The organism is Pseudomonas sp. BGA-UO-ETr-WB11 (assembly GCF_059567785.1).
In genome coordinates this window covers 559927-573666 of record NZ_JCAQOS010000008.1, presented here as the reverse complement: position 1 = coordinate 573666, position 13740 = coordinate 559927, and the positions used below count along the sequence as shown (strand labels likewise).

The 13740-nt window shown below is 62.2% G+C and carries 13 protein-coding genes; 5 read left to right on the top strand and 8 right to left on the bottom strand.

Features of this window, described 5'->3' with window-relative positions; genetic code table 11:
- Nucleotides 1-48: 48 nt before the first annotated feature.
- The 6 genes from AC56DI_RS16420 to AC56DI_RS16395 all read right to left on the bottom strand — a co-directional run bounded on the left by AC56DI_RS16420 (nucleotide 49) and on the right by AC56DI_RS16395 (nucleotide 5985).
- Nucleotides 49-483: a CBS domain-containing protein gene (locus AC56DI_RS16420; RefSeq protein ID WP_496347100.1), complete on the bottom strand. Its 435-nt coding sequence runs from the start codon at nucleotides 481-483 to the stop codon at nucleotides 49-51.
- Between the two features lie 208 nt (nucleotides 484-691).
- Entirely contained in the window at nucleotides 692-2119 is a 1428-nt protein-coding gene (gene creC / locus AC56DI_RS16415) for a two-component system sensor histidine kinase CreC (protein ID WP_496347099.1), read from the bottom strand.
- Nucleotides 2119-2802 carry a two-component system response regulator CreB gene (gene creB, locus AC56DI_RS16410; RefSeq protein WP_496347098.1) on the bottom strand — a complete coding sequence of 228 codons (684 nt, stop codon included), beginning with the start codon at nucleotides 2800-2802 and terminating at the stop codon, nucleotides 2119-2121. Before creB ends, creC begins: the two co-directional genes overlap by 1 nt.
- Before the next feature lie 64 nt (nucleotides 2803-2866).
- Complete coding sequence (gene rloA2 / locus AC56DI_RS16405) at nucleotides 2867-3370, bottom strand: retropepsin-like aspartic peptidase RloA2 (RefSeq protein ID WP_496347097.1); 504 nt, start codon at nucleotides 3368-3370, stop codon at nucleotides 2867-2869.
- Nucleotides 3371-3438: 68 nt separating this feature from the next.
- The gene (locus tag AC56DI_RS16400) at nucleotides 3439-4677 is read right to left on the bottom strand and encodes an HD-GYP domain-containing protein (protein WP_496347096.1); all 1239 of its coding nucleotides are present in this window, start codon (nucleotides 4675-4677) and stop codon (nucleotides 3439-3441) included.
- 60 nt (nucleotides 4678-4737) lie between these two features.
- Nucleotides 4738-5985, bottom strand: coding sequence for a cyclic di-GMP phosphodiesterase (locus tag AC56DI_RS16395; RefSeq protein WP_496347095.1), 1248 nt, complete (start codon nucleotides 5983-5985; stop codon nucleotides 4738-4740).
- Nucleotides 5986-6234: 249 nt separating this feature from the next.
- On the opposite strand from AC56DI_RS16395, the gene dbpA reads away from it, so the two are divergent.
- The 5 genes from dbpA (at nucleotide 6235) to AC56DI_RS16370 (ending at nucleotide 12286) form a co-directional block, all read left to right on the top strand.
- Nucleotides 6235-7614 (top strand): ATP-dependent RNA helicase DbpA, encoded by a 1380-nt coding sequence (gene dbpA / locus AC56DI_RS16390; RefSeq protein WP_422587241.1) that lies wholly within the window; start codon nucleotides 6235-6237, stop codon nucleotides 7612-7614.
- 51 nt (nucleotides 7615-7665) lie between these two features.
- The gene (locus AC56DI_RS16385; RefSeq protein WP_496347094.1) at nucleotides 7666-8922 is read left to right on the top strand and encodes a diguanylate cyclase; all 1257 of its coding nucleotides are present in this window, start codon (nucleotides 7666-7668) and stop codon (nucleotides 8920-8922) included.
- 66 nt (nucleotides 8923-8988) lie between these two features.
- Nucleotides 8989-10173: a BaiN/RdsA family NAD(P)/FAD-dependent oxidoreductase gene (locus AC56DI_RS16380; RefSeq protein ID WP_496347093.1), complete on the top strand. Its 1185-nt coding sequence runs from the start codon at nucleotides 8989-8991 to the stop codon at nucleotides 10171-10173.
- Between the two features lie 125 nt (nucleotides 10174-10298).
- The gene (locus AC56DI_RS16375) at nucleotides 10299-10538 is read left to right on the top strand and encodes a DUF2789 domain-containing protein (protein ID WP_496347092.1); all 240 of its coding nucleotides are present in this window, start codon (nucleotides 10299-10301) and stop codon (nucleotides 10536-10538) included.
- An 83-nt stretch (nucleotides 10539-10621) separates the two neighbouring features.
- Nucleotides 10622-12286: a hypothetical protein gene (locus AC56DI_RS16370; protein ID WP_496347091.1), complete on the top strand. Its 1665-nt coding sequence runs from the start codon at nucleotides 10622-10624 to the stop codon at nucleotides 12284-12286.
- Between the two features lie 15 nt (nucleotides 12287-12301).
- Here the strand turns inward: AC56DI_RS16370 and AC56DI_RS16365 are convergent, their stop codons facing one another.
- Both AC56DI_RS16365 and AC56DI_RS16360 read right to left on the bottom strand, forming a co-directional pair.
- The gene (locus tag AC56DI_RS16365; protein WP_496347090.1) at nucleotides 12302-13159 is read right to left on the bottom strand and encodes an HDOD domain-containing protein; all 858 of its coding nucleotides are present in this window, start codon (nucleotides 13157-13159) and stop codon (nucleotides 12302-12304) included.
- Between the two features lie 45 nt (nucleotides 13160-13204).
- A complete protein-coding gene (locus tag AC56DI_RS16360) occupies nucleotides 13205-13714 on the bottom strand; it encodes a M48 metallopeptidase family protein (RefSeq protein WP_496347089.1) in 510 nt (169 codons plus the stop codon).
- Nucleotides 13715-13740 lie beyond the last annotated feature (26 nt).

The window sequence follows — 13740 nt, the reverse complement described above, 5'->3', positions numbered from 1 at the left end:
CAACGATGGAGACTGTGTGGAGGCTTTGTGGCGATTGCCGCGGCGGGCTTATTCGCCGCGGATGTACTGCTCAAGGTGATTGATCAGGCCGTCTTGTTCGGCGATCACGTCCTTGACCAGGTCGCGAATCGACAACAGGCCGACCAGCTTGCCGTCTTCCAGCACTGGCAGGTGACGCAGGTTTTTTTCGATCATCAGTTGCATGCAGAAGCGCGAACGGTCCAGCGGGCCGACGGTGATCAGGTTAGATGTCATCACATCACCCACGGTGGTGGCGTAGGACGAACGCTCCATGCGCGCCACCCGGCGGACAAAGTCGCGCTCGGTGATGATGCCGGCAACAGCCTCACCGTCCAGCACCATCAGGGCGCTGATATCGGTGTCGGACATCAAGGTCACGGCTTCCAGAACCGTGGTGGCAGGGGTAACACTGATGATGCTGGAGTGAACTCTGACTTTAAGGATTTCGGCAACAGTCTTCATGCAGCAGCTCCATGGCTTTTTATTTTTTATAACAGCACTTTATGACTTGCAGGATGTTTGCCAACCGCCGCGACTCCATGCCTGCGGGTTTATTGCAGTAATCGTCTTCATCTTTACCCCGCGCGTGGCGCAATTTCAACGCACAGGTATGTCAGAGTGCGACCAGCAACGCTTAAAAAGCCGCTGCGGCGCACTGACCGCTCGACCCTCAACAGACCGCCGGCAAGCGCACACGCACTTCGACACCACCGGGCACATTGCCCACCTGCAGGGCACCACCGTGCAGGTGGACCACCTCCTGCACGAAATTAAGACCAAGGCCGGTACTCTTGCGCCCTGTTTTAGGGCGCGGCAAAGAATAGAAACGCTCAGTGAGCCGTAACAGGGCGTAATCCGGTATCGCCTCGCCGGTATTGAACAGGCATAACTGTAGCTGCTCACAGTCAACCTCGGCTGACCAGCGCAGCACGCCGCCCGGCGAGGTGAAGTCGAGGGCATTGTCGAGCAGGTTGCTCAACGCCTGGCGCAACAGAAAGCGCTCACCCAGCAACTGCAGCCCTACGGCCACCTGATTCTCCACCTGCACGCCGGCACCTTGGATGCGCGCGGCCTGGGCCTGGCTGAGTTCATCCAGCACATCATGCAGCGGTATCGCCACGCGCTCCTCCAGGCCCTGGCGCTGCTCCACCTGGGCCAGGTGCAGCAGGCGTTCAATCAACTGCTGCAGGCGTGCGCTTTCGTTCTGGATATTGCTGACAAAGCGCTGGCGCTGGCCCTCCGGCATCTCGCCATCGAGCAGCTCAGCGGCGCCACGGATGGCCGCCAGCGGGCTTTTCAACTCATGGGTCAGGGTGTGTACATAGCGCTCGACGTAGGCCTTACCCTCCAACTCGCGGCGCATCTGCTCCAGCGCTGTGGCCAGTTGCCCCAGCTCACCGCCGCGCAGGGCCGGAGGACTGACCCGCTCGCCAGCCGACACGGCGCGGGCGTAGGCCGTAAGGCGCCGTAGCGCTGCGCTCAACCACCACGACAACACACCGCCGATCAGCAGGCCGAGGGCAATCAAGCCGGCGCCGAAACTGGCCAGACGCTGCTGAGAACGCTCGATATAGGGCTGCAAGGTGCGACTCGGCTTGCTCACCGAAACCACGCCGATAATCCGCCCCTGATCCTTGATCGGCGCGGCCACGTACATCACCGACGACTCAGGGTCGTCCGCCACCTCACGACTGGAACGGGCGCCGTACTCGCCACGCAGGGTCAGGTAGACATCGTTCCAGCGCGAATAATCCTCGCCCACGGCCCGGCCGCTGGAGTCCAACAACACCTTGCCGGTGGCATCGGTGGCATAGATGCGGTGATTGACCGCGAGTTTGCTCACCTCGCCGATCTGCGCCTGCGGCTGGCGCTGGCCGTAGGCCTGAAACAGGCTCTGCCAACTGCTCTGTTGCAGGCGCCCGGCGCGTAGGTCGGCACTCAGCAACTCGGCCAGCAGGTTGGCAGTGTCCACCAGGGTTTCTTCGGTGGACTGGCGCACGCCAGGGCGGATTTCGTCCATCACCGTGCTCAGGACAAACCAGCCGGCCAGGCCGACGAAGAGGAAGTAGACCAGGAAGATGCGAATTCCCAAGGGCATCAGGCGTGACTCGGCGAGTAGCTGTAACCCAGGCCGCGGTGGGTCTGAATCGGTTCAGCCGCAGCGGCAATCAGGCGCAGCTTGGCCCGCAGGCTCTTGATATGGCTGTCGACATTGCGCTCGTAGCCCGCATCACTGGGTACCCCGCTGGCCTCCAGCAACTGCTCGCGACTGAACACCCGCTCAGGCTGACTCAGCAGGGTCTGCAACAGGCGAAACTCGTGACGGGTGAGCACCAGCAACTGCTGGTGGTAGTGGATTTGCACGCGCTCGGCATCTAGGTGAAATGGACCGGGCGCGGCCTCATCCAGCGGCGCGCGCGGCTGCATGCGTTTGAGGATGGCCTTGACCCGCGCCGCCACTTCCCGTGGGCTGAAGGGCTTGGTCACATAATCGTCGGCGCCGATTTCCAGGCCCACTACCCGATCGATCTCGGCATTGCGCGCGGTGAGAAACAGCACCGGCACCTCGCTGAAACGGCGCAGCTGCTTGCACGCCTCGAAGCCGCTGAGGTCGGGCAGACCGACATCGAGAATCCACAGGTCCGCCGGGGTGGCCTGCTGATAAGCCAGGGCGGCACCCGCCAGGGTCAGCCAATGGGTGCTGAAGCCCTCGCTTTGCAGGGCAAAGATCAGGGTGTCGGCGATTGCCGCTTCGTCTTCAACAATCAGGATCTGGGGCATCAGCAGGCAACCCGGCGGCAAACAAGAAAGGCACGGTGCCCAAAGCCACCGCCAGGGTCAACCGTCAGCAGGCCGGCTTACCGGCGGTAAAGCGCTTGGCCGGGTCGATCGCGGCGTTGAACTCACGCAGGGCCTTGGCGCCGATCAGCAGCGGATAGTTGAAACTGCTGCGGTCGGCGAGGTTGACCTCAACGGTGCGCAGTTCATGGCCCAGACACAGCTGCAGATCGATTACCGGGCGCTTGGACACATCGGCCGCAGCCGGGTCGTCGTCGCCTTCATCAGCGCGATTCTTGATCTTGCTGATACGCGCCAGACGGTGCTCGTAAAGGGTGTCATCGGCGCCGGCAGCGGCCAGGCGAAACCGCACCCACTCCTCGCCCTCACGCTTGAAGCGCTCAATATCGCGGGCAGACAGCGAGGCGGTATAGGCGCCGGTGTCCATCTTGGCCTTGAGGGTTTTACCCAGCTCCGCCAGCTGCAGGTACTCGTAACGCCCGTAAAGGCTTGGCTCGGCGGCCAATACCGGCAGGGACAACAAGGCAGACAGCAGCACAACAGCTTTCATGCGGAACTCCAGTGTTCGGGAACAAGGTTACCAACGCAGCGATAGACAAGCATTGCCGCTAAAAGTGCTCAGCCAAACAGGGTATTACGCCCTTTGCGCTCACCCGACCAGAGTTCTTCTAGGTTGCGAAAGCCCCATTCCTCTTCTGCCTCACGGCCAATTATTCGTTCGCGCCCCACCAGTTTGCTCAGGTCGAGCACCTCCTGGGGGATCGGCGCCTTGGACCGGGCCGAGAAGAACACCTTGACCTTGGGCGTCAGCAACGACTGCGGATGCTGCTCCAACACCACACCCAGGCGCCCGCTTTCCAAACGCACCAACGAACCGGTGGGGTAAATGCCAAGGGCTTTGACGAAGGCGCGAAAGATGCCGTCATCGAACTGCGCCGGGCACCATTCAGCCATCTTGCGCATCGCCTCCGCCGGGTCCAGGCCCTTCTGATACGGGCGGTCGGAGGTCAGGGCGTCGTAGACATCGCAGATCGCACACATCTTCGCCAGCAGGCCAATCTGCTCGCTTTGTAAGCGGTGCGGATAGCCGCTGCCGTCGGGTTTTTCATGGTGATGCAGGCAGACATCGACCAGCGCCGCACTGAAGCCCTGTTTGGTCAGGGTTTCCGCGCCCAGGGCCGGATGATCGCGCAGCAAGGTGGTATCGATGCGACTGAGTTTGCCCGGACTGTTAAGCAGCTCAGCAGGCATCAATGCCTCGCCGATGTCATGCAGCAGGCCGGCCACCCCAGCTTCCTGCACCAGCGCCTCACTCAGGCCCATCTGCCGCGCCAGAGCGATCATCAACGCCGACACAGCCAGGGCGTGCAGGTAATGGTAATCACTGGCGGCGCGCAAGCGTGCCAGGCTGATCAAGGCATGGGGATGGCGGCTCAAGGACTCGCCGATGTCTTCGACCTGGACCTCCAGCTGCGGGCCATCCAGCGGTGCGCCACTGCGCACCTCGGCAAACAGGCTGGCCAGGCGTTCCTTGCTGCGCGCGCAGAGTTTTAGCGCTCGGCCCATCTCGTCGCCCAGGTCGGTCTGCGGTTTGGCGGCCGGCTCACGCTCAGCGGCCAGCAGACGCGCTTCGGTACTGGCTGCCACCTCAATGGCGCTCTCACCACCGAGCACGTCCAGGCCTTTTTCGGTGTCGATCCACACCTCGCGAATCGCGCTGGCCTGCAGACGCTGCACATCCTTTTCACTGTCGAGCAGAAAGCGGGTTTTCCAGAACGGGTGATCCATCCAGGAGCCGCACAGCTCCTGAACAAACATTCCGACACAAGCATCCGCTACAGGAATTCGCTTTAACACACTGACCGCCAACCCAAGTGAACAAGAACGAGCACAGCAACCGCCACAGCGGTCGGGCCCTCAATCGAAATACGAGCCTTTGCGCGCCGGCAACTCCGACCACAGCTCTTCCAGATGTGGAAAGTTCCAGTCTTCCTGGGATTCGCGGCCGACGATCTTCTCGCGACCGACCAACTTGGCCAGATCGATGATCTGCTGCGGAATCGGCGCCTTGGACTTGGCCGAAAAGAATACCTTTACCCGCGGGGTCAGCAGCGACGTGGCGTGCTGGTCCATCACCACGCCAAGGCGGCCGCTTTCCAGGCGCACCAGCGAACCTGTCGGGTAAATACCCACCGATTTGACGAAGGCCTTGAACACCGCCTCATCGAAGTGGCCCTTGCACCACTCGGCCATCTTGCGGATCGCCTCGGCCGGGTCCCAGCCGCGCTTGTAAGGGCGGTCCGAGGTGATGGCGTCATACACGTCGCAGACCGCGCCCATCTTGGCAAAGAGGCTGATCTGATCACCCTTGAGACGATGGGGGTAGCCGCTGCCATCGACTTTTTCATGGTGGTGCAGGCACACGTCCAGCACCAGCGCGCTGACCTGCTGACTGTCCATCAGAATCCTGCCGCCCGCCTCGGGGTGACTGCGCACGGTGTCGAATTCACTGTCGGTGAGTTTGCCGGGCTTATTTAAAATTTCATCGGGGATCATCATCTTGCCGATGTCGTGCAACAGGCCAGCCATTCCGGCTTCACGCACCTGCTCCTCGGCCAGGCCGAGCTGGCGTGCCAGGGCAATCATCAGGGCGCAAACCGCCACCGAGTGCATGTAGGTGTATTCATCGGAGTGTTTCAGCCGCGCCAGGCTGATCAGGGCATTGGGGTGACGCATCACCGAGGCGGAGATTTCCTCCACCAACTCGACCACCTGACCGGCATCGATGGCCTGGCCCATACGCACTTCGCTGAACATGGCCACCACGGCAGCCTTGGAGCGAGAGCACAATTTGTGCGCGCGCTGCACTTCCTCATCCAGATCCACGCGCTTGACCGCTGGCGTGGTGGCCACAGCCAAGAGGCTTTCCTCGACCTGGGCGGCGACCTCTTCCTCACTCTGCGCCGTCAGCCCCGCGGGCAGATCTAGGCCCTTGCTGACATCGATCCACAGCTCATCGATGCCGCTGTCGCGAATGCGCTGCAGGTCCTTGTCATTTTCAAGCAGAAACCTGGCTTTCCAAAATGGATGTTCCATCCACGAACCACAAAATTCGTTGATGTACATGCCTAAACATAAATCAGACACCGCAATGCGTTTCAGCACGATAACGACCAGAGCACAGGGAAAAAGACTGCATTAACAATAGACGATCAAGCCTATGGGCTGCCCCCGTTTGATCGCAAGCCAGCTTGCTGTAAATCAAGCAAAGTAGCCTCTAGTGGCAGATTAACATCGGCAGCGGGTTACTCGCTGGTGGATTTGCGCCCATTTGCGCCGGCTGCCGGTCGCGCCGACGGCCATCGATGCACGGCCCCTGTTACACTGGCCGACATTTTTTTGCCGGACTTGCCCGTGACCAACACCGCCTTCAACTCCCTGCCCCTGTCCGCCGCCATGCTGGCTAACCTCGAATCACTCGGTTATGCGCAGATGACGCCGATTCAGGCACAGAGCCTGCCGGTGATTCTCAAGGGCATGGACCTGATTGCCCAGGCCAAGACCGGCAGCGGCAAGACCGCCGCCTTCGGCATCGGCCTGCTCAACCCGCTGAATCCGCGCTTCTTCGGTTGCCAGGCCTTGGTACTGTGCCCAACCCGTGAATTGGCCGATCAGGTGGCCAAGGAAATCCGCCGCCTGGCCCGTGGCGCCGACAACATCAAGGTCCTGACTCTGTGTGGTGGCGTGCCGTTCGGCCCGCAGATCGGCTCACTGGAGCACGGTGCCCACATCATCGTCGGCACCCCTGGGCGGATTCAGGAGCACCTGCGCAAGGGCACCCTGAAACTCGACGGTCTCAACACCCTGGTCCTCGACGAAGCCGATCGCATGCTCGACATGGGTTTCTACGACTCCATTGCCGACATCCTCGGCCAGACCCCAAGCAAGCGTCAGACCCTGCTGTTCTCCGCCACCTACCCGGCCAGCATCAAGCAGCTGTCGGCGGCCTTTATGCGCAACCCGCAGCAGGTCAAGGCCGAGGCCATGCACGCTGACAGCCAGATCGAACAACGCTTCTACGAGATTCTCCCGGAAGAGCGCATGGCCGCCGTGAGTAAGCTGCTGGCGCATTTCCGCCCGCAGTCCTGCGTGGCCTTCTGCTTCACCAAGCAGCAGTGTCAGGAAGTGGTCGACCACCTGACCGCCAGCGGTATTTCCGCCATGGCCCTGAACGGTGACCTGGAACAGCGCGACCGCGACCAGGTGCTGGCGATGTTCGCCAACCGCAGCTGCAGCGTGCTGGTGGCGACCGACGTAGCGGCCCGCGGCCTGGACATCGACGCCCTGGACGCAGTGATCAACGTTGAATTGGCCCGCGACTCCGAGATCCATATTCACCGCGTCGGCCGTACCGGTCGCGCGGGCGAAAAGGGCCTGGCCCTGAGCCTGGTAGCCCCGGCCGAAGGCCATCGCGCCCAAGCCATCGAAGACCTGCAGAAAGCACCACTGAACTGGCAGCAACTGGATTGCCTGAAGGCGCAAAGCGGTGCGCCGCTGCTGCCGCCTATGGTCACGCTGTGCATCGGTGGTGGGCGCAAAGACAAGGTGCGCCCAGGCGACATCCTCGGCGCCCTCACTGGCGATGCCGGGATTCCCGGTGCCCAGGTCGGCAAGATCGCCATTTTCGATTATCAGGCCTATGTGGCCGTCGAACGCGGCGTGGCTCAGCAGGCGTTGCAGCGTTTAAATCAAGGCAAAATCAAGGGCCGCTCACTGCGCGTGCGGATTCTCTAAACAGTCTCCGAGCACTGCAACGGTTCGCGGTCAAACAACAGGAAGTCGGTTGTGCGCAACATTCTCGTCGTCGAAGACAGCCCTATGGTGCTGAAGATTCTGGAGCAGATGTTCCGCCAGCAAGCAGACCTGCAGCCGCTGTTCTGCGCCACCTTGAACGAAGCTCAGGTGTTGCTGGAAGCTTCGGCGGAGCTGTTTTTCGCCGCGATTATCGACCTCAACCTACCGGACGCGCCGAACGGCGAGATTGTTGACCTGGTGCTGCACTACCAGTTGCCGTGCATCGTCCTCACGGGCTCCTACGATGAACAGCGGCGTGAGGAAATGCTGCTCAAGGGCGTGGTCGATTACGTGCTCAAGGAAAGCCAGTACTCCTACGACTATGCCTTTCGCCTACTGCACCGCCTGGAGCGCAATCGCTCGGTGAAGGTCCTGGTGGCCGACGACTCCCACGCCACTCGCCACTTTATCCGCAACGTGCTGCGCAGCCATCTGTACCAGATCCACGAAGCCGTCGACGGCGAAGAGGCCCTGCGCATCCTGCAGGAGCAGCCCGACTTCGACCTGCTCATCACCGACCACAGCATGCCGGGCATCAGCGGCTTCGAGCTGACCAAACTGCTGCGTCAGAAACTCAAACGCCAAGACCTGAGCATTCTTGGTCTGTCGGCCGACAGCAAGGGTTCGCTCAGCGCTCAGTTCATCAAGCACGGTGCCGACGACTTCCTGCGCAAACCGTTCTGCCCGGAAGAGCTGACCTGCCGGGTGATGTCGACCCTTGAGCGCCGCGAGCTGCTCAACGCCCTGCAACGTGCGGCGCAAATCGACAGCCTGACCAACCTCTACAACCGTCGCGCCTTCTACGAGCAGGGCCACAACCTGTTGCAGGTTGCTCGCCGCAGCCAGCGACCGCTAAGCGTGGCGATGCTCGACCTCGACCTGTTCAAACGCATCAACGACGACTTCGGCCACGCCAGCGGCGATGCGGCGCTGGTGGGTTTTACCCGCTTGCTGCAGGAGGCCTTTGGCCAGACCTTGATCGGTCGTCTGGGCGGTGAGGAGTTTGCCCTGCTCAGCCCACAGCCCGCCGCGCAACTGGCCAGCCAGCTCGACCAACTGCGCCAGCGCTGTGCCGCCATACCCTATGCCAAGGGCGCGCCGCCACTGAGCTTCAGCGCCGGGGTTTACCAGAGTGCCGGCGAAGAGTTGGAAGTGCTCCTGCAGCAAGCGGACCTGCGCCTCTACCAGGCCAAGCAACAGGGCCGCGCGCGCACCTGCACCCAATTCGACGGGCAACCGGCCAACTAGCTGCTCACGTAGCTGGCGCGGCGCACTCATCCGCACCCCATTCAACCCCAAGCAGAGGACATCGGCGTGAGCCAGGACGTAGTAATCATTGGCGCCGGCGCCGCAGGTTTGATGTGCGCGCTGAGCGCCGCCGCACGGGGCCGCCAAGTGCTGCTGCTGGACCACGCCAACAAGGCCGGTAAGAAGATCCTGATGTCGGGCGGCGGGCGCTGCAACTTCACCAACCTGTATGTCGAGCCGAGCAACTTCCTCTCGCACAACCCGCACTTCTGCAAGTCGGCCCTGGCGCGCTTCACCCAGTGGGACTTTATTGCCCTGGTGGCCAAGCATGGCGTGCCTTACCACGAGAAAAAACTCGGCCAGCTGTTCTGCGATAACAAGGCCAGCGACATCCTGGAGATGCTCCTCAGCGAATGCCAGGAGGCCGGTGTGCGCCTGCTGCTGGACACGCGCATCGAGCAGATCGACGCGGCCGCAAACGGCGGCTATCAGCTGCAGACCAGCGCAGGGAGCTTCAATTGTCAGTCGCTGGTGATCGCCACCGGCGGCCTGTCGATTCCGACCCTGGGCGCCACGGGCTTTGGCTATCAGATCGCCAAACAATTTGGCCACAGCCTGCTACCAACCCGTGCCGGCCTGGTGCCCTTCAGTATTACCGACCCGCAATTGAAAACCCTGTGCACCGAGCTGTCCGGCACCTCGGTGGAGGACTGCGTGGTCAGCTGCAACGACCAGAGTTTCAAGGAAAATATCCTGTTCACCCACCGCGGCCTCAGCGGCCCTGCGATCCTGCAGATTTCCTCCTACTGGCACGCCGGCGACGCAATCCACATCGACCTGTTGCCACACCTCGACCTGCCGCAGTGGCTGGCCGAGCAACAGGCCGAGCGGCCCAACAGTGAGCTGAAGACCCTACTGGCCGAGCTGTTCACCAAGAAGATGGCCGGCCTGCTCTGCGAGCAGTGGTTCGTCTCCAAGCCGCTCAAGCAATACACCCCGAGCGAGCTGGCCGAGATCGCCGCGCAGCTCGGCAACTGGACCCTGGTGCCGGCCGGCACCGAGGGCTATCGCACCGCCGAAGTGACCCTGGGCGGCATCGACACCCGCGAGGTCTCGTCAAAAACCATGGAGTCGCAGAAGGCGCCAGGGCTGTATTTCATCGGCGAAGTACTGGATGTCAGCGGCCACCTCGGCGGCTTCAACTTCCAGTGGGCCTGGGCCTCGGCCTACGCGGCTGCGCAGTTCGTCTGAGTACCCGTCCAGCCGCCGATAAGCGCCTGCGTACGAGCTGGCAGGTCTATATTGATGACTCCAGCCTCAGGGTCAGGATTGCGTTCCGACCCTGAGGCCGCGCCCCTCACTGCAAAGGAGGCATCATGGAAAGCCCGACTCACGACCTCAACGCCCTGTTCCAACAACTCGGCCTGCCGAGCGAAACCGAGGACTTGCAAGCGTTTGTCAGCAAGTACTCGCCCCTGGCCGAAACCATTGAACTGGCCGACGCGCCGTTCTGGAGCCCTTCGCAGGCAACATTCTTGCGTGAACAACTGAACAAGGATGCTGACTGGGCCGAAGTGGTCGATCAGCTCAATCTGCTGTTGCGGCGGCCGCGCTAAAGCGCATTTCCGCGGCGGCATGATTGCCAGCCGCCGCCGGCCCATCTACCGTCTAGGCACACCATTTTGCCTAGAGGCTTGCTGTGACTGCACCGCGCATCGATTCGCCACTGCCCATCAGCGAGCCACCTCAGGTGCGCGAGTTCCGCCAGATTCTGGTCTGGCCCCTGCAATTGTTGCCGGCCGGCAATGCCAACGGCGGTCGGGTGCCCCGCGACGAGCTGCACCAGCGCCTGTGCGCGGGCGGCTGGCACGCCGCGGTCAGCGCCTTTGCTGGCGACCCGCAGCGCTTCAGCGAACGGCATTACAAGGAATTCGTCTCCTTTCTGCCCCACGCGCAACGCTTTCTCTACGGTGAAAGCCGTGCCCTGCCGGGCGCCAATCCCGAGGGCGATGCAGCCCTGCGGGCCTTTCGTCGTCACGACATTCACAGCTTGCGCGTGGTGCTGCGCGAGGGCACGCCCGCCTTGCTGTTACGCGTGGCCCGCATCGAACTCAGCCTGCTGGACGATGTCGATGCCGCCATGCTGCAGGTCGAGCTGCACACCCAGGACCTGAGCCTGGAGGTCGCCCACGACCTGCTTTACCGTTTCGGCCGTGCCTACCCCACTGGCTGGGACGAGGACGGCAATGGCGTGCACAACGCCCTGCAAGTGCAATGGCTGGATGCCGAGGGCAAGGTGCTGGCCAGCTCGGACGCCGATCAGCGCGACAAATTCCTCGACTTTGCCGTGCAGCACCGTGCACCGACTATTTCCTCGCACTGGGCTTTTCTCCTGCGGCCGCTGGTACTGGACCCGACCACCACCGCCGACGTGCTGCGTTTTCGCCAGATCGAATACCACCGTATGCCGCTGCTCGCTTACCTGGCCCTGGACAACCCGCGGGCGCTGACCGCCGAAAACTGGGTGCGTCTGGGCCTGGTGGCGACCTTGCACCCCAACGAAGCGCTGCCGGTGCACAGCCCTGAGGTGCGCGAGTTCGAGGCGCGCTATTGCTATGACCGCTATTGGAGCAACACCCAGGCCGGGCCCAATACCCGCTTTCTCTGCAGTGGCCGTGCGTTGTTGGTGATCGGCGACGCCAACTCCGCGTTCTTCCTGAATGCCGAGCGCGGCATCCTCGCCCAGTTTCGTCATCAGTACCGTTTGCTGTTTCTGGTCAACCACTTCCACCGCGCCACCCTGCTGCTCTATTCGCAACTGCTGGCCGATGCGATCCAGCGCCTGGACGTGCGTTCACCAGACTCCATCCGCCGTTTCAAACGACGCATCCGCGCGAGCTTCGAGGGCTTCCTGCGCTTCACTCACCGTTACTGGTTCCACGAGCTGTCGGAGATTCCACACCTGCAAGCGGTGTATCGACTGTGCGGCACGCGCCTGGGCAACGACACCCTGTATGCCGAGATCAAGGGCGAGATCCGCGAGATGGTCGACTACCTCGACAGCGACGCCCAGCGCCGCCAGTCGACCACGGTGATGCGCCTGACGGTGGTCACCACCCTGAGCCTGGTTGGCACGGTGGCAACGGGCTTCCTCGGCATGAATATCTTTGCCGATGCCGAAGAGCCCTTGCTGCACCGTGCGCTGTTCTTTATCGGCGCGCTGGTCGGCACCGGTCTGTTGACGGCCTATGCGGTGATCAAATCGAAACGCCTGGCCGACTTGCTTGACGCCCTCTCCGACGAAAGCCTCAATCCCAGCCAGCGTCTGCGAGCAATCTTCGGTTCATGGCGGCGCAGTCAGTGAGGCTGCCCGCGACCTTCAGCGCAGGGTCGCGGCAATCGCATCAATGTCATCAGCATGGCTGACCAGCAGGGTCAGCTCGCCGCTGTCGCTGATGCTGTCCAGCGGGGCCGGCAGCTTGGCAAAGGCGGCCAGGGCGTCCAACGCTGGCAAGTCACTGGTGCGGCCGACAGCCTTGATCGCGTGAAACAGGCTGAGGTTGACCAGGTCCAGCAGCTCCACCTCGGGGCAACTGCGGTAGCCCCAGTCTCCGGCATGGCGGATGACCTTGATGTAGGCCTCGTCCACCGCCCACTTCTTCAGCACGATCACACCCAGGGAGCGGCTGTATTCGCGGCACAGCTTGTAGTACTGCTCGGCACTGGGAATCTGGGCAGCCTGCTTGAACGCCGACAGCACCGCCAGCGTACCGACCTCACTAAGCAGGCTGGCCAGCAACGCTTGATCGGGTGAAACATGCCCTACCGAGCGGGCCAGGAAGGCGCTGACGCTGGCCTTGCGCACCAGCCGCTCCCAGGCTTCAACAAACAGTTTTTTGTGCGCTGGGCTGTGCAGGATAAACAGGCTCTTGACGCTGTGGGCCATGGTCAGCCGGTCGATCTGCGCCATACCGAGCACGCGCAGCACATCCAAGAGACTTTTCGGCGGCTGCTGGGTCCGCAACAGGGCGCTGCTGGCGTACTTCATCATGATCGCGCTAAGGGCCGGATCACGGCTGATCAAGCGACTCAACTGCGCCAGAGTCACCTCCGGATCGCTGAGGGCACGGCGGATGTCGAGGGTGATGGTCGGCAGGCTGGGCAATTGCTCCTCGCCGCTCATCAACTGGGTGACGACCTGCCGATAGATGGCGTAATCGGATGCGACTTCACTCACAACAAGATCCCGATTGGGGTGGGCTTGAGCAAGGGTAGCGCAGCCTTATGGCTGCTGCGCAGGTGCCGGTAAATCGCGCCAGGTCAGGTACAGGCGGGTATCGAACTCCAGCTGTCGATAACCCGGCAACATGTGCTCGCACAGCTGATAGAAGGCCTTGTTGTGCTCGTGCTCTTTCAGGTGCGCCAGCTCATGCACCACGATCATCTGCAGAAACTCCGGAGCCGCCTGCTTGAACAAGGCGGCCACGCGGATTTCCTTCTTGGCCTTGAGCTTGCCGCCCTGCACCCGCGAAATCGTCGTATGCAGGCCGAGGGCGCGGTGGGTGAGGTCCAGACGGTTGTCGAACAGCACCTTGTCGAGGTTGGGCGCGTTACGCAGGTGTTCCTGCTTGAGGGCCACGGTGTAGGCATACAGCGCCTTGTCGCTCTGGATCTGATGGCGCGCCGGATAGCGTTGTTGCAGGTACGCCTCCAGACGCTGCTCATCGAGCAGTTGCTGCACCTGCTGCAGCAAGGCCGCGGGATAGCCCTGGAGGTATTTCAAAGCGGACATGTACAACGACCAATGACGAGCGCACA

What these genes read in the sequence shown, in the direction of transcription:
- AC56DI_RS16420 (WP_496347100.1), bottom strand. Translation starts at nt 483, where the DNA reads ATGAAGACTGTTGCCGAAATCCTTAAAGTCAGAGTTCACTCCAGCATC.
- creC (WP_496347099.1), bottom strand. Translation starts at nt 2,119, where the DNA reads ATGCCCTTGGGAATTCGCATCTTCCTGGTCTACTTCCTCTTCGTCGGC.
- creB (WP_496347098.1), bottom strand. Translation starts at nt 2,802, where the DNA reads ATGCCCCAGATCCTGATTGTTGAAGACGAAGCGGCAATCGCCGACACC.
- rloA2 (WP_496347097.1), bottom strand. Translation starts at nt 3,370, where the DNA reads ATGAAAGCTGTTGTGCTGCTGTCTGCCTTGTTGTCCCTGCCGGTATTG.
- AC56DI_RS16375 (WP_496347092.1), top strand. Translation starts at nt 10,299, where the DNA reads ATGGAAAGCCCGACTCACGACCTCAACGCCCTGTTCCAACAACTCGGC.
- AC56DI_RS16360 (WP_496347089.1), bottom strand. Translation starts at nt 13,714, where the DNA reads ATGTCCGCTTTGAAATACCTCCAGGGCTATCCCGCGGCCTTGCTGCAG.